Here is a 24,772-nt window from a genome sequence, read left to right on the forward strand (position 1 = left end):
GCACCGGACCGGCCCGCCGGGCCCGTAACGGGAGCCCTTCCCGCCCCCGGTGCCCCTAGAATGGAGGGCGGCGTCCTGCGCGAACCGCAGCGGCGCGCACCCGACCGCGCAACGAGGCGCGGCACGTCACGGCCGGACACGATGACGTCCCCGGCCGAGGAAGAGAGTCATTCTTGAGCACTCCTGAAAGCTGGGCCGACCGCGAGTCGCTCGCCGAGGGCATCGTCCCCCTGGTCGGGCGCCTGCACCGTGAGAACAAGGTCGTGCCGACGGTCTACGGCCGCTCCCTGGTGCACAAGTCCGTCACCCAGATCATCAAGGCGCACCGCTTCGCCCGCCGGATCGACGGCGAGGAGCTGCCCCTCGAGGACACGACCCGCCTGCTCGAGGCCATGTCCGGGCTGAACCTCGGCACCTGCGCGGTGGACCTCGGCAAGCTCAACCGGCTCGCCCAGGAGTCGGACCAGGACCTCGAGTCGTTCCTGCGCGAGGAGCTCGCCCCCGTGGTGGACCGCAGGGCCCAGAACTCCCCGGAGTCCCAGGACGTGGTGCTCTACGGGTTCGGCCGCATCGGCCGCCTGCTCGCCCGCATCCTCATCAACCGCAACGACGGCACCGGCCTGAACCTGCGCGCCGTCGTGGTGCGCAAGAAGCCGGGCAACGACCTCGTCAAGCGCGCCTCCCTCCTGCGCCGCGACTCGGTGCACGGGAAGTTCGACGGGACCATCCACGTCGACGAGGAGAACGACGTCATCACGGCCAACGGGGTGGCCATCAAGTTCATCTACGCGAACGACCCCACCGAGATCGACTACACCGCCTACGGGATCGACAACGCGATCGTCGTGGACAACACGGGCGTGTGGCGCGACGAGGCCGGGCTCTCGAAGCACCTGCAGGCCAAGGGCGTGGCCAAGGTGCTGCTCACCGCACCGGGCAAGGGCGACCTGAAGAACATCGTGTGCGGGGTCAACGACGACGTCATCACCCCGGAGGACACCATCCTGTCCGCCGCGTCCTGCACCACCAACGCGATCACCCCGGTCGTGAAGGTCCTGCACGACAAGTACGGCATCGCGCAGGGCCACGTGGAGACGGTCCACTCCTACACCAACGACCAGAACCTCATCGACAACTGGCACAAGGGCGACCGCCGGGGCCGCTCCGCCGCCCTCAACATGGTCATCACCGAGACCGGCGCCGCGAAGGCCGTGGCCAAGGCCCTGCCGGAGATGGCCGGCAAGCTGACGGGCAACGCGATCCGCGTCCCCACCCCGGACGTGTCCATGGCCATCCTCAACCTGCAGCTCGAGCAGGCCCCGGAGTCCGAGGACGCGGTCAACCAGTACCTGAAGGACATCTCGCTGAACTCGTCCCTGCGCAAGCAGATCGACTACACCGACTCCCCCGAGATCGTGTCCACCGACTTCGTGGGCTCCCGCCGCGCGGGCGTCGTCGACGGTCTCGCGACGATCGTCAACGGCAGCTCGCTGGTGCTCTACGTCTGGTACGACAACGAGTTCGGCTACTCCTGCCAGGTCGTGCGGGTGCTCGCCCGGATGGCCGACATCGCGATGCCGCAGTTCCCGGCCGAGCGGGTCGCGGTCGGCACGGCGTCGATCCCCGGCTGAGCCGCCCCTCACCGGCAGCGGACCGTCCGCGCCGAGGGGTCGCCACCGAACGGAACGACCGACTCGCACCGTTCAGTGGCGACCCCCCGCGCAGCAGGTCGAGCAGACGGCGCCCCTCGAACGGCGGCGCGGCGGGTCAGGCGGTGTAGAAGGCCCCCGCGACCGCCCCGAGGGCGGCGACGTCGTCCACGTGGCACAGCTCCCGGGCCGAGTGCATCGACAGCAGGCCGATGCCGACGTCGATCGTGCGCACCCCCAGCCGGGCCGCGGTGATGGGCCCGATGGTGGACCCGCACGGCACCCGGTTGTTGGAGACGAACTCCTGGTAGCCCACACCGGCGCGCGCGCAGGCCTCGGCCCAGATCCCGGCGCCCACGGCGTCCGTGGCGTAGTGCTGGTCCGCATTGATCTTCAGCAGCGGCCCCGCCCCCGGCACCGGCCGGTTCACGGGGTCGTGGTGGCCCTGGTAGTTGGGGTGCACCAGGTGCCCGGCGTCGGCGGACAGGCACACGGACCCGGCCAGGGAGCGCCGGTGCTCGGCGGCGGAGCGGCCCAGGCCCTCACCGATGCGCACCAGCACGTCCTCGAGGAACGGTCCCGCGGCGCCGGAGCGGGTGCGGGAGCCGATCTCCTCGTGGTCGAACGCGGCGAGCACCGCGATGTGCCGGCCCTGCTCGACCGCCTCGGCCTCGCGGGCGAGCGCGCTCAGCCCGGCGTGCACGGAGGACAGGTTGTCCAGCCGCCCGGAGGCGAACAGCGTACCGCCCTGCCCGAACACGGCGGGGGGCTGGGCGTCCGCCAGCACCACGTCGTAGCCGACGATGCGGGCCGGGTCCACGGGCCCGCCGTCCGCGTGCTCGGCCAGCAGCGCGAGGACGTCCGCGTCCTCCGGCTGCCCCACTCCCCAGATCGGCTGCACGTGCTGCTGGCGGTCGAGCTGCAGGCCCTTGTTGGCCTCGCGGTCCAGGTGGATGGCGAGCTGCGGGATGCGGGCCACGGGGCCGGTGGCGGTCAGGTGCTCCACCGGGGCGCCGTCCGTCCCGCGGACCACGAGCCGGCCCGCCAGGCGCAGCTCGCGGTCCAGCCACGAGTTCAGCAGCGCCCCGCCGTAGGTCTCGACCCCGGCCTGGTGCCAGGTGTGGGCCGTGGTGGTGGGCCTCGGCTTGAGCTTGAAGCCCGGCGAGTCGGTGTGCGCACCGAGGATCCGGAACCCCGCCGCGGGGGGGACCTCCGCCGGGGTGGCCCACGCGATGACAGCCCCGTCGCGGAGCACGTAGCGCCGCCCGCGGACGCCGGTCCGGGCCCAGTCCTCCGTCTCGTCGAGGCGGACGAAGCCCGCCTCCTCCAGCCGGGCGGCGGCGGCGTGCGCGGCGTGGAAGGAGCTCGGCGACTCCATCACGTAGCGGCCGAGGTCCTCGACGGCGGACCGGGGGTCGACTGCGGTGCGGGGTTCCATGCCGTCAGTCTACGAAAGGTGCTGGGGCGCGCGTCCGGGCGCCTGTCCCGCCCAGTGACCGGGACAGGCGGGCGGGCCGGGGCACACCCAGGCTCCGGGCCCACGGCCCTCCCCACCGGGTCCGGGGCCGGCCGCGAGGAGGAGGGCCGGCCGCGGCGGGTGCACGGTCCGGGTCACCTCCACGCCGCGCCGGCGCGCGCCGCGGACCACGAGCCACGCGAAGAGCAGCTGCAGGCCCGCCGAGAGGGCGAGGGCCACCCAGGACGACTCCTCGGCGTCCGGGTCGGCCAGGCCGAGCGCGCCGAAGAGCGTGGCGATGACGTTGTTGACCACGTGCAGGGCGATCGCCGCCTCGAGCCCGCCGGTGCGCCAGGTCAGCCAGCCGGCGACGACCGCCATGACCGCGACCGCCAGCAGCCCCCAGGCGTCGTACAGGTGCCCGAACGTGAACAGGGGCACCGGCAGCAGGATCGCGAACACGGGCCGGCGCAGCCACCGTCCCACGGTCTGCAGCAGGTAGCCCCGGAAGACGAGCTCCTCCGCCGCGCACTGCAGCGGGACCACCAGCACGATCATGGCGATCAGCCACCAGAAGCCCTCCACCGGCTGCGGGGCGGTCAGCGAGCCGAGCAGCGCGTACTCCACGAGGAGGGCGGCCGCCTGGCCCACCGCGTAGACGGCAAGGGCCACGAGGAGGCACCGGCCGAGGAGGCCCCAGCGCAGCCGTCCCGTCACGGACAGCAGCAGCCCGAGGGGGCGGGGGCCCGTGATGGCCCGGGCCGCGAGGAGCGCCGGGATCATGAGGACCAGGGAGAAGAACAGCATGAAGAAGATCGCCGGGTCCATCATGTCCAGCTCCGTGCCCCCGAGGAAGACCTCGTCCAGGGCCTCCTCGCCGCGCACGGCCACGAGCCCCACGGCCCACACGATGCCGAACACGATGGCCAGCACCCCGTAGAAGGCGCCGAAGAGCAGCAGCTCCACGAGCGGCTTCCACCACCGGTGGTCGGGGTCGGCGTGGCCGAGCCGGTGGTACGGCAGGAGCCGGGGCCCGGGGCCCGAGGGGTCGTCGTCGAGGGATCCCTGCCTCCAGGGGGCGGCGCGCGTGGTCATGCCTCCCACGGTATCCGCAGCCGGTCCCTTCCGGACACGCGACAGTTCGGGGGCGCCCCGTCGTGGCGCCCGCCGGTCAGGGCAGGTCGCTGCGGTAGCGCAGGCCCATCTGCCGGCGCGCGTCGTCGAGCAGCTCCAGCACCAGCACGGTGTCCGCGAGCGGCATGCGCGGGCTCTCGGTCAGGCCGGCCTGGAGGCACCGGGTCACCTCCCGCAGCTCGTGGGCGAAGCCGTGCCCGGCGGCCCGGAAGCGCTCGGTCCGCGGCGCGGCTCCCCCGGACCGGACCACGAGCTCACCGGGGTGGTAGAGGGGCGCCCCGGTGCGCAGCCAGCCGTCCGTCCCGCTGATGGTCACCGTGCCCGGGCAGTCCGTCTCGATGGACGTGGTGAGGTGGGCGTGCGCGCCGTCCGCCCAGGTGAGGGTCAGGCCGTTGTGCAGGTCCACGCCGTCCTCGTGGAGGACGCCGTGGGCCGTGAGGCCGGCCGGTGCGCCGAGCGCCGCGAGCGCCCAGGTGAGCGGGTACACGGCGAGGTCCAGCAGGGCCCCTCCGCCCGCCGCGGGATCCCAGAGCCGGGACCCGGGGTCGTACGGCACCGGGGCGCCGAGGTCCGCCTGGAGCCAGCGGACCCGGCCGATCTCGCCGGAGCGGACGATGTCGAGGGCGCGCCCGAAGCTCGGCAGGAAGCGCGTCCACACCGCCTCCATGAGGAACAGCCCGCGCGCCCGGGCGAGCTCCCGCAGCTCCCCCGCCTCCCGGGCGTTCATGGTCAGCGGCTTCTCGCAGAGCACGTGCTTGCCGGCCTCGAGGGCCGCGCGGGCCACCGCGTGGTGCTGGGCGTGGGGCGTGGCGACGTAGACGACCTCCACGGCGGGGTCCGCGACGAGGCGCTCCCAGCCGGTGGTGCCGTCGTGGTCGTGGTGGCTCCGGGCCGCGCCGAAGCGCTCGGCGAACGCCTCGGCGGAGGACCGGGAGCGGGAGCTGACGGCCGAGAGCACGGCGTCGTCGAGCAGCGCCAGGTCCTCGACCACGCGGCCGGCGATCGACCCGGTGGCGACGACGCCCCAGTGCACGGGACGGCCGGTCGCCGTCGCGGGGTCGTCGCCCGTCACCGGGGCGGGGAGGGCTGGAGGGGGCATGGTGGCCTTTCGGGGAGGATCCGGGGACGCCGACGACGGCGCCGGGGCGTCGCCCGGCTCGGGGCGGGAAGGACTAGACGGAGTCCCGGAGCACGAGCGAGGTCGACATGATGGTCACCCGGTCCGTCGGCCGGCCCTCGATCATGTCGACGAGGGTCTCGGCCATCTTCCGGCCGAGCTCGACGATCGGGTGGTTCACCGTGGTCAGCGCGGGGGTCACCGACGTCGCGAAGGAGTCGTCGTCGAAGCCCACCACGGCGATGTCCTCCGGGATGCGCAGGCCGCGGCCCTGGATCACGGTGTACGCCCCGGCCGCCATCTGGTCGTTCGCGGCGAACACGGCGTCGACCGGCCGGCCGCGGTCCAGCAGCCGCTGCATGGCCCGGGCCCCCGAGGCGAGCGTGAAGTCGCCCACCTCCACCAGCTGCTCGTCCAGCCCGGCCTCCCGCACCGCGGTCCGCCAGCCCGCCAGCCGGTCGATGCCCGGGGGCATGTCCTGCGGCCCGGCGATGGTCGCGATGCTCCGCCGCCCGCTCGCGGTGAGCAGCCGGGTGGCGCTGCAGGCGGCAGCCTCGTTCTCGACCTCCACGTAGTAGGCGTCCTCAGCGCCGACGAGCGGGCGACCCGCGAACACCATGGGCAGCGACCCCGAGAGGTGGGTCCACGAGTGGTCGCCGCTGTGGTGCGAGACCACCAGGGCACCGTCCACGTTGCCGCCGAGCAGGAAGCTGCGGGTCTTCTCGGGCTTCGCCTCGGACGCGATGACCATGTTCAGGGTGAAGTCGGTGTCCGTCAGGTACATCGCGATGCCCTGGACCACGGTCGTGAAGAACGGGTCCGCGAACACCTTGGACGTGGACTCCGGGATGATCAGGGCGACCGAGTTGGCCCGTCGCTTCGCCAGCGAACGCGCCGCCCGGTTCGGGGTGTAGTCGAGGGCCTCGATGGCCTTCCGCACCGACTGCGCCAGCTCGGGGTCGACGCTGGGCGAGTCGTTCACCACCCGGGACACGGTCGCCCGCGAGACCCCGGCCAGCGCGGCCACCATCTCGAGCGTCGGCACGGGCCGGGGGCCGCCTGCGCGCTGCGTCATGATCATCTCCGGTGCTCTCGGCGGGTGGGCTGGCATCAATGCTAGGCGCCCGTGGACGGGGCCACCGGCGTGCGGTCCGCGGCGGCGGCGATGACCCCGGCGTAGGCGCGACCGCTGTCCTTGACCGTGCGCTCGAACGTCCCGTAGTCCACCCGGACCACGCCGAAGCGCTTGCCGTAGCCCCACGACCACTCGAAGTTGTCCAGCAGCGACCACACGAAGTAGCCGCGGACGTCCGCGCCCTGGTCGATGGCCTCCCCCACGGCCGCGATGTGGCCGAGGACGAACTCGGTGCGCTCCGTGTCGTGGACGGCGCCGTCGTCGCTGACGACGTCGTCGTAGGCGGCGCCGTTCTCGGTGACGTACAGGGGCGGGAGCGCGGGGTACTCCTCGCCCAGGCGCACCAGGAGCTTCCGCAGCCCGTCCGGGTTCACCTCCCAGTCCATCGCCGTGCGCGGCAGGCCGCGGCTCGGGAACGCGATGTCCTCGGAGCCGATCCAGCACGAGGACGTGGGGCGGCTGGCGCCGCCGGAGTGGCCGTCGCCGCCGGAGGACTCCGGGTGCCCGCTGATGAGGTCGTCGTGGTAGTGGTTCACGCCGAGGAAGTCGAGGGGCGCCCCGATGGTCGCGAGGTCACCGTCCCGGACGAGATCGCGGAGGCCGAACCGGTCCAGGTCCGCGAGGGTGTCCTCGGGGTACGCGCCGCGCAGGATGGGGTCCAGGAAGAGGCGGTTCTGCAGGGAGTCGAACCGCCGGGCCGCGTCGAGGTCCACCGGGTCCGAGGGGTCTCGGGGGATCGAGTTGCTGAGGTTGAGGGTGATGCCCAGGTGCTCGGCACCGCGGGACCGCAGGTGCTCGACCGCGAGGCCGTGGGCCAGGTGCTGGTGGTGCACGGCGGCGACGGCGGCCCGGGGGTCCTGCCGGCCGGGCGCGTGGACCCCGGCCGCGTAGCCGAGCAGCGACGAGCAGAAGGGCTCGTTGAACGTGGTCCAGTGCCGCACCCGGTCGCCGAGCACCGAGTGCACGTCGTCGGCGTACTCGAGGAAACGGTGCGCGGTGTCCCGGTGGGCCCACCCGCCCTTCTCCTCGAGCGCCTGCGGCAGGTCCCAGTGGTACAGGGTCAGCCAGGGCAGGATGCCGGCCTCGAGCAGCTCGTCGACCAGGCGGGAGTAGAAGTCCAGGCCCTCGGGGTTCGGGGCCCGGTCACCGGGACGCACCCGCGCCCAGCTCGTGGAGAAGCGGTAGGAGCCGAGCCCGAGCTCCTTCATGATCCGCACGTCCTCGGGCATCCGGTGGTAGTGCTGCACGGCGTCCTCCAGGGTGTCGCCGTTGGCCACGGCGCCCGGCAGACGGGCGAAGGCGTCCCAGACGGAGTCCTCCTTGCCGCCCTCGTGCCCGGCGCCCTCCACCTGGGCCGCGGCGGTGGCCGAGCCCCAGAGGAAGCCCTCGGGCCAGCTGCGGTGGTGCACGGCTGCGTCTTCTGCGTTGTTCGGCATTAGCCCTTCACTGCTCCTTGCATGATTCCGGAAATGAGTTGTCTGCCCGCGACGGCGAAGAGCGCCAGGAGGGGAAGCGTGGCCATGACGGCGCCGGCGAGGACGATCGAGTAGTCCACGTAGCGGGCCGACTGCAGCTGGCTCAGCGCCGTCTGCAGGGTGGGGTTGCTCGCGTCGAGGACGAGCAGCGGCCACAGGAAGTCGGTCCACGCCGTCATGAAGGTGAACAGGCCGAGGATGGCCATGGCCGGGCGGGCCGCGGGGAGCGCGACGTGCCAGAAGGTGGAGATCATCGACGCCCCGTCCATCCGGGCCGACTCGATGAGCTCGTCGGGGATGACGTCCACGAGGTACTGGCGCATGAAGAACACGCCGAACGCCGTGACGAGGGTGGGCACGACGACCGCCCCGATCTCGCCGGTCCAGCCGAGCTCGCGCATGAGCATGAAGAGCGGGATGATGCCGAGCTGCGTGGGGATGGCCATGGTCGCGACGACCGCGACCATGAGGCCGTCGCGCCCCTTGAACCGCAGCTTGGCGAACGCGTACCCGGCGAGGGTGGAGAACGTGACCACCGAGACGGTGATGATCCCCGAGATGAGCACGCTGTTGCCGAGGGCCAGCCAGAAGGGGATGGTGTCGAAGACCTCGCCCACGTTCGTCCAGAAGTTGCCGCCCGGCAGCAGCGGCGGCCAGGTGCGCCCGAGGGCCTCGTTGGAGCGGCTGCCGATGATCACCGACCACCACAGCGGATAGGCGCTGGCCAGGAAGAACGCGGACAGCAGGCCGTAGGTGAGGAAGCCGGGGCGGTGCCCGTCCCCGAAGATCCGCCGGCGCACGGGCACCGCCCGCGGCCGCCGCGTCCTGGTCCTCGTGGGTGCGCCGGTGACGGTCATCGTGTCCTCCTCGTGGTCGTCGGTGCTGCGGCCGCCCGTGGCGCGCCGGTGCCGGTGTTCGCCGCCGCGTCGGGGACGACGGCGTCCACCGCACGCGGCCTCCGCCGCCGACCGGCCCCGCGCCCGGTCCTGCGCGGCGGCCTCCCCCCGTCGGACGCCGTCGCGATGCGGCGCGAGACCAGGTAGTTGACCAGGCCGAAGAGCAGGATGAGGAGGAAGAGCAGCCAGGCGATGGTCGCGGCCTTGCCGAAGTTCTGCCGCTGGAAGGCCATCTCCCAGAGGTAGAGGACCGTGGTCTGGAACTGGCGCTGCGTGCCGCCCGCGGCCACGGGGTCGAAGAGCCTCGGCTCCGTGAAGATCTGGAGGCCGCCGATGGTGGTCGTGATGACCACGAACACCATCGTGGGACGGATGCTCGGCAGGGTGATGCTGAAGAACCGGCGGAGAGGGCCCGCGCCGTCGATCGCGCCGGCGTCGTACAGGTCACGGGGCACCGCCTGCATCGCCGCGAGCAGGATCAGCGCGTTGTAGCCGGTCCAGCGCCAGTTGACCATGGCGGCGATGGCGATGTGGCTGGGCAGCGTCTCGTTCTTCCACAGGATCGGGTCGACCCCGAAGCTGCCGAGGATGTTGTTGATGAGCCCGTACTGCTCGCCGAACATGTTCGTGAAGATCATGGCCACGGCCACCGGGGTGACCACGTAGGGCAGCAGCACGCTCATCTGCCACAGCGTCCTGGCGCGCAGGTTCTGGTCCAGGACCGCCGCGATCAGCACCGCGGCCGCCAGCTGCGGGATGCTCGAGAGCAGGAAGATGCTCACCGTGTTGAACAGCGAGTTCCAGAAGAACCGGTCCCGCAGCACCTCGGTGAAGTTGCCCAGCCCCACGAACTCGCCCCGGCCGGTGAGCAGGTGCCAGTCGAAGAGCGAGACGAAGAACGTGTACCCGAGCGGGAAGAGCCCCACCACTCCGAAGAGGACGAAGAAGGGCGCGATGTACAGGTAGGGGGAGGCTTTCAGGTCCAGGACGATGAGCCGCTGTCTGCGGGTCGGCCTGGGCGGACTCGGCGCCGGCGCGGCGGGCGCCGCGGCGGCGGGGCGGTGGGCTGTCGTGGTCATGAGGGTCTCGCGCTTCCGTGAGGGGGCCTCCGGCGGATTCCGGAGGCCCCGTGGCCGGGTCCTGCTAGTTGTTGACGACCAGGTCGTCGAGAAGCGCGAGGGCCTCGTCCCAGGCCTCGTCGGCCGTGGCGGTCCCGGCGTCGAGGCGCTTCAGCGGCGGCAGGAAGACGTTCTCCTGGATCACGGAGTCGTGCGGGCCCTTGAACTGGGCGACGACCCCCTCGGCGCGGGACGCGAGGATCACCCCGGTGGGTGCGTCGTTGAACACGGGGTTCGGTTCGGCGTCCTCGACCAGCTTCTCCTGGGCCTCGATGGTGCTGGGGAAGTTGTTCGCCTTGGCCGACTGCTTGACCTGCTGCTCGGGCGCGGTGAGCCAGGCCGCGAGCTTCGCCGCCTCCTCCGGGTGCTCGGAGGTCTCCGGGACGGAGAGGAACGCGCCGCCCCAGTTGGAGGCGCCGCCCGGGAAGACGTCGGCGAAGTCCCACCCGCTGCCCTCGCCGCCGCCGGCGGACTCGAGCTGGCCCTCGATGGTGCCGAGCATCCAGCCGGGGCAGACGAAGGTCGCGAAGGAGCCGTCCACGAAGGCCTGGCCGTTGCCCCAGTCGAACTGGGTCTGGTTGGCGGAGAGGCCGTCCAGCGTGCCCGCGGCGAGCAGGTCGAAGCGCTCGCGCAGCTGCTCGTTGCCCTCCACGTTCAGCTCGCCGTCGGCGGTGTAGTAGCCCTCGTCGAGCTGGTTGACCATCGAGTTCCACACGAAGCCGGACTGGTCGTACCAGGCCTTGCCCGTGGTCTCCTGGTACTCGCGGCCGAGCTCGAAGTAGGTCTCCCAGGTGGCGTCGTCGCCGCCGAAGAGCTCCGCGACCTCCTCGCGGTCGCTGGGCAGACCGGCCTCCTCGAAGAGCTTTCCGTTGTAGCAGAGGCCCTGGGGGCCGATGTCGGTGCCGTACCCGATGACGCGGCCCTCCGGGTCGGTCCCCTGCTCGAACTTCCACGGCACCCAGTTGTCCTTGATGTCGGCCGCGCCGTGCTCGTTGAGGTCCACGAACTGGTCGGAGACCTCCATGATCGAGCCGAGCCAGCCCTCCTCGATGGCGGTGACGTCGCTGAGCCCGGACCCGGCGGCGATCTTGGTGAAGGCGTCCGTGCGCGCGTTCGAGCCGCGGTCGATGTTCGTGGCCTTGATGGTCACGCCCGGGTTCAGCTCCTCGTACTCGCCGTAGAGGTCGTCGTAGCCGAAGGTCCCGAAGGTGGTGACGGTGAGTTCGACGGGGTTGTCGGCGCTGGCCGGCTCGCCTCCGCCCCCGCCGCACCCCGTGGCGACGGCTGCCAGTGCCGCCGCACCCGCCAGGGCTGTCGTTCGCTTGAGTCGCGTGTGTCCCACGGTCACTCCTTATGTGAAGGGCTGGAGAGGAGCTGCTCTTGAGAGAGCGCTCTCTCCGCTGTGCCTCGACTGTATGTGCCGTGGCTCACACCGTCAAGAGAGCGCTCTCTCAGATCTCGGAGAAGTCGCTCCGCGTCGTGCGGCGAGGACGGGACGGGCCCGTCCGCGACGCGTCAGCGGGCGTAGCGGTCCACGAAGGCGGCGAGGATCCTCTCGGGCTCGGTCACGGGCGGCCCCGTGCGAATCCGGTCCTTGACGTCCTCGGCCTCGGCCGGCGGGAAGTACCCGTGCTCCTTGTACGCCTCGATCCGGCGGAGCAGGGCGGGGGCGTCGAGCTCGGGATGGAACTGGGTCGCGTAGAGGTTCTGCTTGATCCGGAACATCTGGACGGGGCAGTCCGCGCCGGTCGCGAGCAGGACGGCTGCGGGCGCCAGGGTGCGCGTGCCCTCCTTGTGCCCCACGAACCCGTGGAACGCCGGCGGGAACTCCCGGAGCAGCGGGTCCCGCAGCCCCTCCTCGGTCAGGGTGACCTCGATGACGCCGATCTCCTCGCCGCGGGTGCGGTCCACGATCCCACCCTGGTGCGTGCCCAGGGTGCCGACGCCGTAGCAGGCGCCGAGGAACGGGAAGTCCCGGGCGACCACCTCGTCGAGCAGGTCCCGCATCTCGGACTCGGCCCGCCGCTGCACCTCCGACTTCAGCTGCGGCGGGTCGGAGGAGTTGAACGGGGACCCGCCGATGACGACCCCGGAGTAGCGCTCGAGGTCGATCGGCGGCATGGGCCCCGCCTCCAGCCGGACCCGGTGGAGGTGGCTCTCCTGCAGGCCGCTGAAGCGGCAGATGGTCTCGTACTCCTCGTCCGCGACGTCGTCCTCGGCGCGGGTGGCGAGCAGCAGGAAGGGCTTCATGACCCCATCGTAGCCAGCGGCGGGGCGCTCCCCCGCCCGCTCAGGGGACCAGGCGCTCCCGGTGCGCATAGGCGTTGAAGGAGGTGCCGCGGCTGAAGCCGAGCAGGGTGACCCCCGTCTGCTCCGCGAGGTCCACGGCGAGTGCCGAGGGCGCCGAGACGGCCGCGAGCGCCGGGACGCCGGCCATGTACGCCTTCTGCACCAGCTCGAACGAGGCGCGGCCCGAGACCTGGAGCACGGTGGAGCCCAGAGGCAGGAGATTCTCGCGCAGGGCCCAGCCCACCACCTTGTCCACGGCGTTGTGCCGCCCCACGTCCTCGCGCACGCACAGCAGCTCGGGCTCGCCGGCACCGTCGCCGTCGGGGCCGTCCGGGAAGCGGAAGAGCCCCGCGGCGTGGACGCCGCCGGTCGTGGCGAACAGCTTCTGCCCGGTGCGCAGCCGGTCCGGCAGGGCGAGCAGCGCGGGCACGGGGAGCCCGGTCCGGTCCGCGGCGGGGTCGAACGAGGAGACCTTGGTGACGGCCTCGATGGACGCCGTGCCGCAGACCCCGCACGACGACGACGTGTAGACGTGCCGCTCCATGGAGGTGTCCGGCAGGGCGACCCCCGGCGCGAGCCGCACCTCCACCACGTTGTAGGTCCGCTGCCCGTCCGGGCCGACGCCGCTGCGGTAGTCCATCTGCACGATCTCGGCCGGCGCGCGCACCACGCCCTCGGAGACGAGGAACCCGGCCACGAGGTCGAAGTCGTGATCCGGGGTGCGCATCGTGACGGTGAACGGCCTGCCGTCGAGCCGGATCTCCAGGGGCTCCTCACCGGCCAGGGTGTCCGCGCGTCCGGTCCCGCCGCCGTCGGCGGTGTACCGGTGCACGCGGCGCCGCTGGGAAGCTCGGGTCATGGCGGTCCTCCGGTCCCGGCTCCACCGGGTGGGAGCCCTCCCCCGGCATCCTATGGGCGCGGCCCGCGGGGGCCGAAGCGGCGGCATTACCGAGCAGTAACGTCGGGCGAAGTGGGGACAGGCATGTTCTGTTCTTATTCATAGACTTTTGTCTAGAGTTGACGTGTCAAGGGAATTCGGCGGCAGGGCTGCCGGCGGATCCCCCGGGCGATCCACTGCGGTTCCACGGGCCGGCGCGCCGAGGCGCGGCCGTCGCAGCGGGCACCCCGTCCCCCGTGATCCGGGGGGACCGGGTGCACGCCGCCTCCGCGGACACCCCACCGGATGCCCGGCACCACACGCGCACCGATCCCGCGCGACCTCTCCTCTCACCCCTCTCTCGCTCGAAGGCGGAACCATGAACACTGCAGCGCAGACCCCCCTGTCCGAGTCCACCGCGAAGGCCGGCCGGAACCGGCGCGCCGGCAAGGCCGTCCTGGCCGGCGCCGTGGCCGTCGGCCTCCTCGCCGCCGGCGGCGGGACCTTCGCCAAGTGGTCCGAGGAGCAGGCCATTGCTTCCGCCGACAGCATCACGGCCGGTGAGCTCTCGATGAAGAACACCACGGTGTCCTGGACGGATGGCGCCGGGAAGGGCATCAACCCGGCCGTCTACAAGATCGTCCCCGGCGACACCGTCCAGCTCCACGCCTCCACCACGGTGATCGCGGTGGGCGCCAACCTGAAGGGGTCCCTCGAGCTGCAGCTCCCCGCACAGCTGCAGCAGGAGATCGACGCGCTCGAGAAGGCCGGCTACGTGTCCTACGACGTGACGCTGGCCAGCGACGAGAAGTCGGCCCAGAACTCGTTCCCGGTCACCAAGGACGACAACGGGGACACCGTGACGGCCGTCGCCACGTTCACCTGGAAGGCGGACATGACCACCGGCAGCGACGGCGAGAACGTGTCCAAGTCGCTGAGCGGCACCAAGCTCGTCCTCGCCCAGCAGTGACGACCCGGGGCCGACCGGCCCCACGGCACCCCGGTGTAGCGACGATGTCGCACCGGGGTGCCCCGCCCCCGTCTCGCTCCGTCTCACCCCCAGAGGCCCCCATGACGCGCACTCCCCGCTCCCGCCCCTCGACCGCCGGCCGCGCCCTCGCCGCCGCCGCGGCCGCGCTCCTGGCGCTGACCCTGCTGGGCAACAGCCTCGGAACGGCCGCCCGGTGGTCCGACACGGCACCGCTCGAGACGCAGGCCGTCAGCACCGGCACCCTCGACGTGGCGCTGGAGCCCGCGCGGGCGACCCTCCACCGCACCGACGTCGATCCCACGACCGGTGCCCTCCGGCGCGGAACCACCGACCTCACCGGAGCGGCGGACGCCCTGTCCGCGCTGGCCCCCGGCGACACGGTCGTCGTCACGACCCGCGCGGTCCTCGACGTCGAGGGCGCGAACCTCGCCGCGACCCTCACGGTCGATCCCGGCGTGCCGGCCGGCGGCGCGGTCGTCCCCCGCGTCGAGCTCGTGCCGGTCTCCGGCGCGCCGCCGCAGCCCGGGCCGTCCTCCTGGACGGTGACCTCGGCCCACGACGGCGCGGTCTACGACGTCACCGTCTCCTACGAGGTGTCCCCGGACCCCGCCGCCCAGGGCACGACCGTCACGCCGGGCCCGCTCACGGTCGCCCTCACCCAGCACTGACCCCCCTCCCCCAGGAGCTCCCATGAGCCAGTACCGCACTCCCACGGCCTACGTGCTCGGCGTCCTCGTCCTGCTCGCCGTCATCGTGCTCACGACCCCGAACGGCGGGACCCACGCCCGCTGGTCCGCCACCGCCCTCGCCGAGGTGCCCACCATGACCACGGGCCGGATCGGCTTCGAGATCGCCGCGGTCGAGGGCGCCGGAGGCGCCGCGACCCTGACCAGCACGTCCGGCTTCGACGTCCGGTACCGGCCGGTGCAGGTCTCCCTGGTGGACTCCGCCGGGCGGTCCGTGGCCGCGCCGGCGGGCATGCGCTTCGCGTACCGCACCGGCGCGGCCTGCGACGACGGCGCGGCGCCGGCCGAGTGGACCGCCACCGCACCCGGAGGATCCGCCCCGGCCCGCGTCGACGGCGGGACGCGGGCGTCCCTGGAGCACGACCGGCCTGCCGGGCTGTGCCTGACCGTCTCGACCGAGGCCGTTCCGGTCGCCGCGCTGCGTGCGCTGAACGAGCAGGAACTGCGGGTCGTGACGCAGGTGGAGGCCGCCTCGCTCGAGGAGGGTGCCTGGCCCGCGACCCGCCCGTGGACAGTGCCGCTCGTCCTGAAGATGCCGGCCGAGGAGCAGCCGACGACCGCTCCTCCCCGCCCGGCGGCGGGACAGTGCAGCGTTGACGGGCCAGCCGCGCTGCTCCGGTGGACCTGGTCCGGTGGCGCCGATGCTCCGGCCGTCACCGCATGGGAGATCTGGATGCGCCCGCTGGGCACCACGGCGGCGCCCACTCGGGTGAAGACCGTCTCGGGCGGAGCGGCACGGACGGTTCACGTGGCCGTCTCCGAGCTGCCGGCCTCATCGGACAACCGGCCCAGCCAGGACTACGAGACCCTCGTGCGGGCAGTGTTCGCCACGGGGCCCGCGTCCCACGCGGACAGCGCCTACGCGTGGAAGCTCAAGACGCCCGGCGGAAGCGGCAAGATGAACTGTGAAGGACTCCCGTCATGACCACCGTGCTCCGCAAGACCCTCCACCCGCTGCTCGTGCTCGCCCTGGCCGCGGTGGCCGCGCTGCTGCTCGCCGTCGTCGTCCTCCCGCTCGCGCTCGGCTGGGTGCCCCTGACGGTGCTCTCCGGCTCGATGGAGCCGACCGTCCCGACCGGCAGCCAGGTCGTGGTCGCCCCGCTCGAGGGCGAGGACGACGCCGCGGGACTGAGCACCGGGGACGTCGTGACGTTCATGCCCCGTCCGGACGACCCGACCCTCGTGACCCACCGGATCGTNTCCGGCTCGATGGAGCCGACCGTCCCGACCGGCAGCCAGGTCGTGGTCGCCCCGCTCGAGGGCGAGGACGACGCCGCGGGACTGAGCACCGGGGACGTCGTGACGTTCATGCCCCGTCCGGACGACCCGACCCTCGTGACCCACCGGATCGTGGGCGTCGCGGTGGACGGAGAGGGGCGGCGCAGCTTCACGACGCAGGGCGACGCCAACGCCGCCCCGGACGCGGAGCCGGTCACCGCCACCCAGCTGCGCGGCCTGGTGAAGTACCACGTGCCCTGGGCCGGCTACGCCGCCACCCTCCTGGACGCGGAGCAGAAGCGCAGCGGGATCGTGCTGGTCGCCGCGGCGCTGTTCGGCTACGCGCTGTGGCAGCTCGTGGGCGCCGTCCGGGACCGCGCCCGACCCACGGACGAGAGCGCGGAGGCGGACAGGGACGCGGAGCGGGACCACGGCGCCGGCGGCGTGGCGGAGCAGTTCCCGGCCGGGGAGCAGACGTCCCCGGCGGAGGCCCCGACGGAGGCGCTGCCGCTGGTGCCCGCCGCCGCCGGCCGCTGAGCGGCGCAGCGCTCGCCCGGGGGCCGGGGCGGCCTGCCGGACCGTCGACGCCGGGCGAGCCGCCGTTGCCGGTCCCCGGCGGCGGGGCCATGATGGGGACCATGACCGAGACCCCGCTCACGCACGTCGACGAGAACTGGCAGCGCGCCCTGGTGGTGGTGGCGCACCCGGACGACATGGAGTTCGGCGCCGCCGCGGCCGTGGCCCGCTGGACCGGACAGGGCAAGGACGTGGTGTACTGCCTCGTCACCAGCGGCGAGGCCGGCATCGACGGCCTCGAGCCGCAGCAGTGCGGTCCGCTGCGGGAGGCGGAGCAGCGGGAGTCCTGCCGGGTCGTGGGCGTGGAGCAGGTGGAGTTCCTGCACCTGCCGGACGGGGTGCTCGAGTACGGGGTGGCGCTGCGGCGCCGGATCGCGGAGGTGGTCCGCCGGCACCGCCCGGACGTGGTCATCACCAACAACTTCCGCGACACCTGGGACGGCGCCACCAACCTGAACCAGGCCGACCACATCGCCACGGGCCGGGCCACCCTGGACGCCGTGCGGGACGCCGGCAACCGGTGGGTCTTCCCGGAGCAGGTCGAGGCGGGCCTGCAGCCGTGGCCCGACGTGCTGGCGGTATGGGCGGCGGCCTCGCCCGACTCCCGGCACGCGGCGGACGTCACGGAGACCTTCGACGCCGGCGTGGAGTCCCTGCGCGCGCACGGCGCCTACCTCGAGGGCCTGGGCTGGACCGACTTCGACCCGGACGCCTTCCTGCGGGGCAACGCCGCCGCCGTGGGCGAGCGGCTCGGGGTGCCGCTCGCGAGCTCCTTCGAGGTGCTCCCCCTGCGGTGGGGCGGCACGGAGGACTGAGCCCGGCTCCGCCGGCGCGGAGCGCTCAGGCCGGCTCGGGCTCCCGGAGGACCAGGAGCACCAGCAGCACGGCGAGGACCACGAGGGCCGCCACGAAGCCGACGGCCCCGGCCCAGCCGGTGACCGTGTAGAAGACCCCGCCGGCCGTGCCCAGCACGGACGAGCCCGCGTAGTAGAAGAGCGTGTAGAGGGACGAGGCCTGCGCCTTGCCGGTGCGGGAGCGCACCGGGACCCACCCGGACGCCACGGCGTGCGCGGCGAAGAAGCCCGCGGTGAACAGCAGCAGCCCCACGACGATCACGGGGATCGACGGGACCAGCGTGGCCAGCAGCCCGGCGAGCATCACGGTCCCGCTGCTCGCGAGGACCACCCGGCGCCCGTGGGCCGCCGCGATCCGGCCGGCCGTCCCGGAGGACCAGGTGCCCGAGAGGTAGGCGAGGAACAGGAGGCTCACCACGGTCTGGGACACCCCGAACGGCTCCTCGCCGAGGTGGAAGCCCAGGTAGTTGTAGATCGCCACGAACCCGCCCATGAGCAGAAAGCCCTGCAGGTAGAGCACCAGCAGACCGCGGTCCGCCAGATTCGCCCCCAGCCGCCCGAGCAGCCCGGCCGGCCCGGTGAGCCGGACGGTCTGGCGCACGAACCCGCGCTGGCGCGGGGCGATGAGGACGAAGACCACGGCGGCGAGCGCGGCGAGCACGCTCACGGTGATCGTGCCGGTCCGCCAGCCGAACGCGTCGCCCACGGGTGCGGCGATGATGCGCCCGGCGAGGCCGCCCAGGCTGGTGCCCGCCACGTAGGTGCCGGCGGCCACGGCGGCGTGCCGGCGGTCGAGCTCCTCCGCGAGGTAGGCCATGGCCACGGCGGGGATCCCGCCCAGGGCGATGCCCTCCGCGAAGCGCAGCGCCACCACGGCCTCGAAGCTCGGCGCCAGGGGCATGACGAGCCCCAGGACCGTGGCGGAGACGACGGCCATGACCATGGTCCGCAGCCGGCCCCACCGGTCGGAGACCACGGACCACGGCAGGACGCCCACGGCGAGGCCGAAGGTCGCGGCGGAGACGCCCAGGGAGGCCCGCGCGGCGTCGATCCCGAGGTCCGCGGCCAGGAGGGGCAGCACGCCCTGCACGGAGTAGAGCTGGGCGAACGTCGCCACGCCGGCACACAGCAGCGCCAGCAGCACCCGGCGGTAGCCCCGGCTGCCGCGGTCGTAGCCGGTCCAGCCGCCGGGCTCAGCCACGACCGGCCCCGCGCATCTCCCGGGCCCCGGCCCGCAGCCCGGTGACCACCCACAGGCCCAGGAGCAGGAACAGGGCGAGATAGGGCAGCGCGGCCACGGCGTCGATCGCCGGCCCGGGGACCCCCACCGGCCTCAGCCACGCGTCCCAGCGGATCGGCCCGACGTACAGGCCCACCAGCGCGACCCCGCCCAGCACCAGGGCGAGCCGGCGCGGACCGTCCCGGAGGAACGCCGGCCACGCCTCGACCCACAGCGCCGTGCACACGAGCCCCCACCACACGTGGTGGTGGGACCAGGTGACCGGGGACAGGTAGAGCATGAGGAGGGCGTTGACCGCCACCACGGAGAGGATCATCCCCCGGGCGGCGAGGACCCGGATCAGCAGGGCGACGCCCACGACCGCGGCGAGGAGCAGGACCCCGCGCAGCAGGGGCTCCGGCTCCCCGGGGACGCCGAGGTGGAGGAGCACCCCCTGCAGCGAGGTGTTGTCGACGTACGCGGTGTCGCCGACGCGCTCGTCGCTGAGCACGGCCTCGGTCCAGAACACGACCGCGTCCCGCGGCAGCGCCAGGAACCCGATCAGCACGGTCGCGGCGAAGGTGAGGCCCATCGTGAGGATCGGCCGCAGCTGTCCGCGCACGAGGAACACCAGCCCGAACGCGAGGGGGGTCAGCTTGATGCCGGCGGCCAGGCCGATCCAGAACCCGCGCGGGATCCGGCCCAGCAGGGTGTCGTCGCGGGTGCGCAGCAGGTCGTAGAGCACCAGGGCCATGAGCAGCGCGTTGATCTGCCCGAGACCCACGTTGCGCATCCACGGCCCCGACCACAGCAGCACGGCGGTGCCGGCGGCCACGGCGGTGGCGGGGCCCAGCAGGGCCTGCAGGGGCAGCGGCCGGCCGCGGGCGGCCGCCCGGCGCAGGAGCACGGCCGAGAGGACCGCGGCGACGCCGATCGAGGCGAGCCCCAGGGCGAGCTCGGTGAGCCGCTCGGGGAGGAAGGCGAGCGGCACGAACAGCAGCGCCGCGAACGGCGGGTAGGTGAACGGCAGCCCGCCGTCGCCGTCCGGGCTGAGCCCGGGGCCGTAGAGCTCGTCGTCGAAGCCGTGCCGGTCCACCAAGGCCATCCCGCCGAGCCGGTAGACGTCCAGGTCGATGCTGCTGTCGAGGACCAGCCACACGGACCGCACCAGCACGCCCGCCAGCAGCAGCCACACCAGGCCGGTCAGCGCCGTCGAGCGTCCGGTGCGGGACGCGACGGCGGCGGACGGAACGCTCACCAGGGCCTCAGTTCTCGGGTCGGTGCGTGCCGGAGCGGACGCAGGCGGAGGTTGCGGCCCCCACTCTAAGCCCGCCCGGCCCCGTCTCCCGTCCCGGTCGGCCCGGGGCCGGGACCGACCGCCCGGGAACACGGCATGATGGACCCTGACACGTCGGAGACACCGCGACGGCACGGCCCCCGGGCAACCGGGACCGCGTGCCTGCCGCGAGCACCGGAGGAGAACCATGACGGAGCACCAGACGGGCGGCCCGGCGGGGGCGTCCCCGCACGAGCTGCTGCTCGAGAGCGAGGACATCGCGTCCTTCCTCGACGCCCTCTCGGGCCGCATCGCTCAGGCCCTGTCCACCGACGGGGACGAGGTGTGGTGCGCGGTCACCCTGCTCCGGCCGAAGCGGTCCTCCACCGTGGCCTCCTCGAGCCCCGCGGCCGAGGCCCTGGACGAGATCCAGTACCACTACGGTGACGGGCCGTGCCTCACGGCGTCCCGCGAGAACCGGCTGGTCCACGTCCCGGACACCCGTTCCGATCCCCGGTGGCCCGAGTACGGCCGGGCCGCCGCCGCCCACGGCATCCTCTCCGCCCTGGGGGTGCCCCTGGACCTCGCCGGCGAGGCCTCGGCGGCCCTGGACGTCTACGCCGACCGTCCGCACAAGTTCGACCGGGCGACGATCGAGGTCATCCAGCGCGAGGTGGCCTCCGCCTCCAGCGCGCTGCGCCTGGCCGTGCGGATGGAGAAGCACCGGGACGCCGAGGCGGACCTGAAGGCGGCCATGGCCTCGCGCACCACCATCGATCTCGCCGTGGGCATCGTCATGGGCCAGAACCGCTGCACCCAGGAGCAGGCCTTCGACATCCTCCGGTCCGCCTCCAGCCACCGCAACGTCAAGCTGCGCGACCTGGCCGCGGAGCTGGTCGCGACCGTCGGACAGGGCCCGGCCACCACCCACTTCGACCGCTGAGGGCCCCTCCGGCGGGCACTGCTCCGCTCCCGCGGAGGGACCGGGGCCGCGTGCGTGCGGGAGCGGCTACCCCTTCCGCCACTCGTCGCTCGTCAGGTGCGAGCCCGCCTGCGGTCCCATCTGCACCATGCCGCCGTCGACGACCCAGGACGCCCCGGTGACGTAGGCGGAGGCCGGGGACGCGAGGAACGCGATGACCGCGGCGACCTCGCGGGCGTCCCCGGGCCGGCCCAGCGGCACGCCGGGACGGTGGGCGGCCCTCGGGTTCTCGTCCTCCTGCCCCGTCATGGGGGTGGCGATCTCCCCCGGGGCCACCGAGTTCGCGGTGATCCCGTGCTCCCCCAGCTCGAGCGCGATGGTCTTCACGAGTCCTCCGAGGCCGTGCTTGGCGGCGTCGTAGGCGCTCGAGCCGACCCGGGGCACGTGCTCGTGGACGCTCGTGACGGCGATCAGCCGCCCGCCCCGCCCGGCGGCCACCAGATGCCGCGCCGCCGCCTGGAGGCACACGAACGCGCCGTCGAGATCGGTGGCGAGCACCTTGCGCCACGTGCCCAGGGACGTCTCCAGGAACGGGACGTTCGCCCCCGTGCCCGAGTTGTGCACGAACACGTCCAGGCCGCCCAGGCCCTCCACGAGGCCGTCGACGACGGCGCCGCAGCGCTCCAGCTCCGTGGTGTCCAGCCGCGCCACCACGGCCCGGCGGTCGTAGGACCGGACCTCCTCCGCCGTCCGCTCGGCGCCCTCCTCGTCCCGGTGCCAGGTGATCCCCACGTCCATGCCGGCCGCCGCGAGCGCCACGGCGGTCGCACGCCCGATGCCGGAATCGGAGCCGGTCACCACGGCCGTGCGGGGTTCGAAGTCGGGAGCGTGCTCCATGGTCGTCGCCTTCCCTCCGTGCAGAGCGCGGACCGCCGTGCGGGACGGCCCGGGGGCATCAGCCTATTCCCGGCGGTGACGCGGCGCACACCCCCCGGCCGGAGCCGTTGCGGACCGCGACCGAGGAGAGGAAGCTCTTGAGCAAGCTGATGGTCGGAGACGAGGAGAGCGTCATGGCACACCAGGACCCGTCAGGATCGACCGTCCCGGAGGATCCCCGGGAGCCCGGGAAGGACCGGCCGGGCGCCTCCACCCCGCGGGGGCGGCGGCAGGAGGTGGTCGCCGCGGAGAAGCGGGAGTTCGGGGGCGTGAAGTTCGGCTCCGCGTTCTTCGGCTGGATGACCGCCACGGGCATCGCCGTGCTGCTCACCGCCCTGCTCGGTGCGATCGGCGCGGGCGTGGGGGTGGCGACCAGCTCGGACCCGGGCGAGATCGCGGAGCAGGTGGCGCAGGACGCCGGCACCGTGGGCCTCGTCAGCGGCATCGCCCTGGCCCTGGTCCTCTTCGTCGCCTACTTCGCCGGGGGCTACGTGGCCGGGCGGATGGCCCGGTTCGACGGCGCCAAGCAGGGGGTCGCCGTGTGGGTGTGGGCGGTCCTCATCGCGATCGTCCTGGCGGTCCTGGGCGCGGTGGCGGGCGAGCAGTTCAACGTGCTGCGCGAGCTCAACAGCTTTCCCCGCATCCCCATCGGCGAGGGCGCCCTGACCACGGGCGGCATCATCGCCCTGGTGGTCGCCGTCCTGATCCCGCTGCTCGCGGCGGTCCTCGGCGGCCTGGCCGGGATGCGCTTCCACCGGAAGGTGGACCAGGCCGGCATCGACCACCAGTACCGCTCGCACTTCTAGGACCGCTTCCGGGACCGGGGCGGGTCAGAACTCGAGGACGAGCCGCCCCCGCACGCCCCCGGCCTCGAGCCGGCGGTGCGCCTCGGCGGCGTCCGCGGCGGGCAGGACGGCGGCCACGCGCAGGGAGAGCACCCCCTCCTCCACGTACCGGCGCAGCCGGTCCAGCTTCGCGCCCGAGTGGTACTCCTGGGGCACGCTGATCCGGTGCACGGTGATCCCCCGGCCCGGGTCCCCCGTCCAGTGCCGCACGGTCGCGAACCCTCCGCCGTCCCGGACGGCAGGGGCCGCCTTCTCGCTCAGCACGGCGGCGTCCACGAGGGCGTCGACCCCGTCGGGGAAGAACTCCCGGATCCGCTCGGCGACGTCGTCCCCGCGCGCCACCACGTGGTCGGCGCCGAGACTGTCGACGAGCTCCAGATCCTGCTCCGCGGCGTCCGCGATCACGGTGAGGCCCTCGTGCTTGGCGAGCTCCACCACGTAGTTGCCGAGGGTCCCGGCGGCCCCGGTGACGGCCAGGGTCTGCTCGGGCTGGAGGTCCAGCACCTCGAGGACCTGCAGGGCCGTGAGCCCGTTCATGGGCAGCGTGGCGGCCGTGGCGAAGTCCGTGTCCGCCGGGAGGCGGGCGATCGAGTCGTCGGGGGCGACCAGGAGCTCCGCGTAGGCGCCCCCGTGCTCCCCGCGCGGCAGGGCGATGGCCATGACCGCGTCCCCCACCCGCCAGGCGCTGCCCTCCCCCACCTCGTCGACGACCCCGGCCGCGTCCATCCCCGGCACGTACGGCGGCCGCAGGTGCTCCACGGGCTGACCGCCCGCGCGCAGCAGGGTGTCCGTGGGGCTGACGGCGGCCGCCCTGACCCGGATCCGCACCTCTCCGGGGCCGGGGTGGGGGTCCGGCACCTCGTGGACGGCGAGGACCTCGGGCCCTCCGAACGTCTCGACTCCGATGACTCGCATGCCCGTTCCAACCCCGGGGCGCCCGCACCCATTCCGGCTCCGCACCGATGCCGTTCCGATGCCGTCCTGACATGCGGGCGAGGATCCCGTCACACCGTTGCGGCCCCGCCGGTCCGGGGCCATGCTGAGGGCGGGTCCCGCCGCACCACGAAGGGGAGCACCATGGCACCGACAGACTTCATCACCCTTCCCGTCTCGGACCTGGAGCGATCGAAACGGTTCTACTCCTGTCTCGGCTGGCGGCTGCACCCCGCGTTCGAGGGCACCGGCGCCGGGACCGTCGAGATCAGCGAGGACGAGCACGTCATGGTCCTGAGCGAGGACCGCCACCTGCGCCTGGTGGGGCCCGGGACCCCCGGCACCCCGGCCGACGCCTCCGTGGTCAACGCGCTCAGCGTCGACTCCCCGGACGAGATCGACGTCATCGTCGACCGCGCCGTCCGCGCCGGCGGGACAGAGGGCGACGCCCAGGACTACGGCTTCCTGCGCTCGCGCTGCTTCCGGGACCCCGACGGCCACCAGTGGGAGATCCTGTGGGTCGATCCCGCGGCGGCCTCCGTCCGCGCCGCCCGCCGGCGGTGACCGCGGGCACGGCGGAGCCCGGTCACCACGGGTGACCGGGCTCCGTCCCGTCTCGGCGGCTCAGGTGCTCACTTCTCGGAGACGGCCGCCGCGAGCCGCTCGAGGGAGTGCTCCAGGGCGCCCTCCTCGAAGAGCGGGAAGGACACGGCCTTCTTGGCCTCCGGGGTCGCGTGCTCCCACGAGTAGGTCTCGGTGACCAGCGTGGCGCCGGGGCCCTGGGGCTCGAGCTCCCAGATCCACTCCCAGCCCTCCAGCTCGGCGCCCTGCGGCTTGGGCTTCCAGGCGAGGAGCTTGTTCTCGTCGTAGCCGGAGACGGTGTTCTCCATGACGTAGTCGCCGCCCATGTGCTCGCCGTTCATGTTCATCACGAACACCTGGCCGACCTTCTGGATGCGCTGGTCGTCGCCGGAGACGACCGTGCCGGAGCCGTCGATCTGCCGGTGGCGCGAGGGCAGGCTGAGGACGTCGAAGATGGCGTCGGCGGGGGCGTCGATGACGCGGCTGGCGGACAGGCTGTTCTCGGACACGGGTGGTTCCTCTCGTCGG

Annotated in this window: 24 protein-coding genes; 9 read left to right on the forward strand and 15 right to left on the reverse strand. The window is 73.3% G+C overall.

Annotated features, from left to right (window positions below; translation table 11 throughout):
* Positions 1-173: 173 nt before the first annotated feature.
* Positions 174-1,631, forward strand: coding sequence for a glyceraldehyde-3-phosphate dehydrogenase (locus tag H488_RS21230; protein ID WP_017832093.1), 1,458 nt, complete (start codon positions 174-176; stop codon positions 1,629-1,631).
* Positions 1,632-1,767: 136 nt separating this feature from the next.
* Here the strand turns inward: H488_RS21230 and H488_RS21235 are convergent, their stop codons facing one another.
* The 10 genes from H488_RS21235 to fdhD form a co-directional block, all read right to left on the reverse strand.
* On the reverse strand, positions 1,768-3,087 hold the full coding sequence (locus H488_RS21235) for a M18 family aminopeptidase (RefSeq protein WP_017832094.1): 1,320 nt from the start codon (positions 3,085-3,087) through the stop codon (positions 1,768-1,770).
* Between the two features lie 9 nt (positions 3,088-3,096).
* Complete coding sequence (locus H488_RS21240) at positions 3,097-4,200, reverse strand: CPBP family intramembrane glutamic endopeptidase (RefSeq protein ID WP_017832095.1); 1,104 nt, start codon at positions 4,198-4,200, stop codon at positions 3,097-3,099.
* Between the two features lie 76 nt (positions 4,201-4,276).
* Positions 4,277-5,338 carry a Gfo/Idh/MocA family protein gene (locus tag H488_RS21245; protein WP_043738391.1) on the reverse strand — a complete coding sequence of 354 codons (1,062 nt, stop codon included), beginning with the start codon at positions 5,336-5,338 and terminating at the stop codon, positions 4,277-4,279.
* Positions 5,339-5,411: 73 nt separating this feature from the next.
* Positions 5,412-6,431 carry a LacI family DNA-binding transcriptional regulator gene (locus tag H488_RS21250; protein ID WP_017832097.1) on the reverse strand — a complete coding sequence of 340 codons (1,020 nt, stop codon included), beginning with the start codon at positions 6,429-6,431 and terminating at the stop codon, positions 5,412-5,414.
* Positions 6,432-6,472: 41 nt separating this feature from the next.
* Positions 6,473-7,927 carry a GH1 family beta-glucosidase gene (locus tag H488_RS21255; protein WP_017832098.1) on the reverse strand — a complete coding sequence of 485 codons (1,455 nt, stop codon included), beginning with the start codon at positions 7,925-7,927 and terminating at the stop codon, positions 6,473-6,475.
* Positions 7,927-8,823, reverse strand: coding sequence for a carbohydrate ABC transporter permease (locus tag H488_RS21260; RefSeq protein ID WP_017832099.1), 897 nt, complete (start codon positions 8,821-8,823; stop codon positions 7,927-7,929). Before H488_RS21260 ends, H488_RS21255 begins: the two co-directional genes overlap by 1 nt.
* Positions 8,820-9,941, reverse strand: a complete 1,122-nt coding sequence (locus H488_RS21265) for a carbohydrate ABC transporter permease (RefSeq protein ID WP_017832100.1) — start codon at positions 9,939-9,941, stop codon at positions 8,820-8,822. The genes H488_RS21260 and H488_RS21265 overlap by 4 nt, the downstream gene beginning before the upstream one ends.
* 64 nt (positions 9,942-10,005) lie before the next feature.
* Positions 10,006-11,322, reverse strand: coding sequence for an ABC transporter substrate-binding protein (locus tag H488_RS21270; RefSeq protein ID WP_017832101.1), 1,317 nt, complete (start codon positions 11,320-11,322; stop codon positions 10,006-10,008).
* A gap of 173 nt (positions 11,323-11,495) precedes the next feature.
* Positions 11,496-12,230, reverse strand: coding sequence for a glutamine amidotransferase (locus H488_RS21275; protein ID WP_017832102.1), 735 nt, complete (start codon positions 12,228-12,230; stop codon positions 11,496-11,498).
* Between the two features lie 40 nt (positions 12,231-12,270).
* The gene (fdhD, locus tag H488_RS21280) at positions 12,271-13,128 is read right to left on the reverse strand and encodes a formate dehydrogenase accessory sulfurtransferase FdhD (protein ID WP_031282292.1); all 858 of its coding nucleotides are present in this window, start codon (positions 13,126-13,128) and stop codon (positions 12,271-12,273) included.
* A gap of 397 nt (positions 13,129-13,525) precedes the next feature.
* On the opposite strand from fdhD, the gene H488_RS35905 reads away from it, so the two are divergent.
* The 5 genes from H488_RS35905 (at position 13,526) to H488_RS21300 (ending at position 17,492) form a co-directional block, all read left to right on the forward strand.
* Entirely contained in the window at positions 13,526-14,116 is a 591-nt protein-coding gene (locus tag H488_RS35905) for an alternate-type signal peptide domain-containing protein (RefSeq protein ID WP_017832104.1), read from the forward strand.
* A gap of 101 nt (positions 14,117-14,217) precedes the next feature.
* Positions 14,218-14,805, forward strand: coding sequence for a hypothetical protein (locus tag H488_RS21290; RefSeq protein ID WP_017832105.1), 588 nt, complete (start codon positions 14,218-14,220; stop codon positions 14,803-14,805).
* Positions 14,806-14,827: 22 nt separating this feature from the next.
* Positions 14,828-15,808, forward strand: coding sequence for a hypothetical protein (locus tag H488_RS21295; protein WP_017832106.1), 981 nt, complete (start codon positions 14,828-14,830; stop codon positions 15,806-15,808).
* Positions 15,809-16,092: 284 nt separating this feature from the next.
* The gene (locus H488_RS35910; protein WP_441295094.1) at positions 16,093-16,638 is read left to right on the forward strand and encodes a signal peptidase I; all 546 of its coding nucleotides are present in this window, start codon (positions 16,093-16,095) and stop codon (positions 16,636-16,638) included.
* A 101-nt stretch (positions 16,639-16,739) separates the two neighbouring features.
* On the forward strand, positions 16,740-17,492 hold the full coding sequence (locus H488_RS21300) for a PIG-L deacetylase family protein (protein ID WP_017832108.1): 753 nt from the start codon (positions 16,740-16,742) through the stop codon (positions 17,490-17,492).
* Positions 17,493-17,517: 25 nt separating this feature from the next.
* Here the strand turns inward: H488_RS21300 and H488_RS21305 are convergent, their stop codons facing one another.
* Positions 17,518-18,732: an MFS transporter gene (locus tag H488_RS21305; RefSeq protein ID WP_017832109.1), complete on the reverse strand. Its 1,215-nt coding sequence runs from the start codon at positions 18,730-18,732 to the stop codon at positions 17,518-17,520.
* Entirely contained in the window at positions 18,725-20,008 is a 1,284-nt protein-coding gene (locus tag H488_RS21310) for a glycosyltransferase 87 family protein (RefSeq protein WP_017832110.1), read from the reverse strand. Before H488_RS21310 ends, H488_RS21305 begins: the two co-directional genes overlap by 8 nt.
* 226 nt (positions 20,009-20,234) lie before the next feature.
* On the opposite strand from H488_RS21310, the gene H488_RS21315 reads away from it, so the two are divergent.
* A complete protein-coding gene (locus H488_RS21315) occupies positions 20,235-20,969 on the forward strand; it encodes a GAF and ANTAR domain-containing protein (RefSeq protein ID WP_017832111.1) in 735 nt (244 codons plus the stop codon).
* Between the two features lie 66 nt (positions 20,970-21,035).
* Here the strand turns inward: H488_RS21315 and H488_RS21320 are convergent, their stop codons facing one another.
* The gene (locus H488_RS21320; RefSeq protein ID WP_017832112.1) at positions 21,036-21,845 is read right to left on the reverse strand and encodes an SDR family oxidoreductase; all 810 of its coding nucleotides are present in this window, start codon (positions 21,843-21,845) and stop codon (positions 21,036-21,038) included.
* Positions 21,846-22,018: 173 nt separating this feature from the next.
* Here H488_RS21320 and H488_RS21325 point away from each other — a divergent pair, with 173 nt between their 5' ends.
* Positions 22,019-22,690, forward strand: coding sequence for a hypothetical protein (locus H488_RS21325; protein ID WP_237740403.1), 672 nt, complete (start codon positions 22,019-22,021; stop codon positions 22,688-22,690).
* Between the two features lie 24 nt (positions 22,691-22,714).
* Here H488_RS21325 and H488_RS21330 read toward each other — a convergent pair whose 3' ends face one another.
* A complete protein-coding gene (locus H488_RS21330; RefSeq protein ID WP_017832114.1) occupies positions 22,715-23,644 on the reverse strand; it encodes an NADP-dependent oxidoreductase in 930 nt (309 codons plus the stop codon).
* A 162-nt stretch (positions 23,645-23,806) separates the two neighbouring features.
* Here H488_RS21330 and H488_RS21335 point away from each other — a divergent pair, with 162 nt between their 5' ends.
* Positions 23,807-24,226 carry a VOC family protein gene (locus tag H488_RS21335; protein WP_017832115.1) on the forward strand — a complete coding sequence of 140 codons (420 nt, stop codon included), beginning with the start codon at positions 23,807-23,809 and terminating at the stop codon, positions 24,224-24,226.
* Positions 24,227-24,294: 68 nt separating this feature from the next.
* Here H488_RS21335 and H488_RS21340 read toward each other — a convergent pair whose 3' ends face one another.
* Positions 24,295-24,753: an SRPBCC family protein gene (locus H488_RS21340; RefSeq protein ID WP_017832116.1), complete on the reverse strand. Its 459-nt coding sequence runs from the start codon at positions 24,751-24,753 to the stop codon at positions 24,295-24,297.
* Between the last annotated feature and the right edge of the window lie 19 nt (positions 24,754-24,772).

Source organism: Kocuria sp. UCD-OTCP (assembly GCF_000349605.1).
GTDB classification, from domain to species: Bacteria; Actinomycetota; Actinomycetes; order Actinomycetales; family Micrococcaceae; genus Kocuria; species Kocuria rosea.

What these genes read in the sequence shown, in the direction of transcription:
- H488_RS21245 (WP_043738391.1), bottom strand. Translation starts at nt 5,338, where the DNA reads ATGCCCCCTCCAGCCCTCCCCGCCCCGGTGACGGGCGACGACCCCGCG.
- fdhD (WP_031282292.1), bottom strand. Translation starts at nt 13,128, where the DNA reads ATGACCCGAGCTTCCCAGCGGCGCCGCGTGCACCGGTACACCGCCGAC.
- H488_RS21275 (WP_017832102.1), bottom strand. Translation starts at nt 12,230, where the DNA reads ATGAAGCCCTTCCTGCTGCTCGCCACCCGCGCCGAGGACGACGTCGCG.
- H488_RS21315 (WP_017832111.1), top strand. Translation starts at nt 20,235, where the DNA reads ATGACGGAGCACCAGACGGGCGGCCCGGCGGGGGCGTCCCCGCACGAG.
- H488_RS21240 (WP_017832095.1), bottom strand. Translation starts at nt 4,200, where the DNA reads ATGACCACGCGCGCCGCCCCCTGGAGGCAGGGATCCCTCGACGACGAC.
- H488_RS21325 (WP_237740403.1), top strand. Translation starts at nt 22,019, where the DNA reads ATGGCACACCAGGACCCGTCAGGATCGACCGTCCCGGAGGATCCCCGG.
- H488_RS21250 (WP_017832097.1), bottom strand. Translation starts at nt 6,431, where the DNA reads ATGACGCAGCGCGCAGGCGGCCCCCGGCCCGTGCCGACGCTCGAGATG.
- H488_RS21260 (WP_017832099.1), bottom strand. Translation starts at nt 8,823, where the DNA reads ATGACCGTCACCGGCGCACCCACGAGGACCAGGACGCGGCGGCCGCGG.
- H488_RS21300 (WP_017832108.1), top strand. Translation starts at nt 16,740, where the DNA reads ATGACCGAGACCCCGCTCACGCACGTCGACGAGAACTGGCAGCGCGCC.
- H488_RS21265 (WP_017832100.1), bottom strand. Translation starts at nt 9,941, where the DNA reads ATGACCACGACAGCCCACCGCCCCGCCGCCGCGGCGCCCGCCGCGCCG.
- H488_RS21255 (WP_017832098.1), bottom strand. Translation starts at nt 7,927, where the DNA reads ATGCCGAACAACGCAGAAGACGCAGCCGTGCACCACCGCAGCTGGCCC.
- H488_RS35905 (WP_017832104.1), top strand. Translation starts at nt 13,526, where the DNA reads ATGAACACTGCAGCGCAGACCCCCCTGTCCGAGTCCACCGCGAAGGCC.
- H488_RS21295 (WP_017832106.1), top strand. Translation starts at nt 14,828, where the DNA reads ATGAGCCAGTACCGCACTCCCACGGCCTACGTGCTCGGCGTCCTCGTC.
- H488_RS21320 (WP_017832112.1), bottom strand. Translation starts at nt 21,845, where the DNA reads ATGGAGCACGCTCCCGACTTCGAACCCCGCACGGCCGTGGTGACCGGC.
- H488_RS21290 (WP_017832105.1), top strand. Translation starts at nt 14,218, where the DNA reads ATGACGCGCACTCCCCGCTCCCGCCCCTCGACCGCCGGCCGCGCCCTC.
- H488_RS21330 (WP_017832114.1), bottom strand. Translation starts at nt 23,644, where the DNA reads ATGCGAGTCATCGGAGTCGAGACGTTCGGAGGGCCCGAGGTCCTCGCC.
- H488_RS35910 (WP_441295094.1), top strand. Translation starts at nt 16,093, where the DNA reads ATGGAGCCGACCGTCCCGACCGGCAGCCAGGTCGTGGTCGCCCCGCTC.
- H488_RS21335 (WP_017832115.1), top strand. Translation starts at nt 23,807, where the DNA reads ATGGCACCGACAGACTTCATCACCCTTCCCGTCTCGGACCTGGAGCGA.
- H488_RS21235 (WP_017832094.1), bottom strand. Translation starts at nt 3,087, where the DNA reads ATGGAACCCCGCACCGCAGTCGACCCCCGGTCCGCCGTCGAGGACCTC.